Source organism: Peribacillus sp. SIMBA_075 (genome assembly GCF_046534585.1).
In genome coordinates this window covers 1-292 of the sequence record NZ_JAWRYN010000382.1, presented here as the reverse complement: position 1 = coordinate 292, position 292 = coordinate 1, and the positions used below count along the sequence as shown (strand labels likewise).

Genomic DNA, 292 nt, shown 5'->3' with positions numbered 1-292 from the left:
CCTTTAGATCAACCAGAGTGTGAAAAGCATACCCATGACTTGCTGAATGATGGATGTTGTATCTACTCCACATAGAACCGCTACAGCAACTTCTGTAGCGTCTGTTGCACGAACCCATGACATGAATGTATGAATGTCTGGTAGCTTGTCTCCCTTTTCAAACTTGCAGATGCAGCTTTTCGTACGATTTAGCAATGCAGCCAATTGCTCTTGAGTTAAGCCAGCACGGATTCTCATCTTTTTCATAAGAGTGGCGTAATCGGTTAAGAACATTTCGGAGCCTCCTTTCCCC

The 292-nt window shown here is 44.2% G+C and carries 1 protein-coding gene; it reads right to left on the bottom strand.

The window, feature by feature from the left end:
* Positions 1–3: 3 nt before the first annotated feature.
* The coding region (locus SB775_RS28680) for a helix-turn-helix domain-containing protein (RefSeq protein ID WP_410864579.1) at positions 4–292 on the bottom strand (289 nt) is incomplete at its 5' end.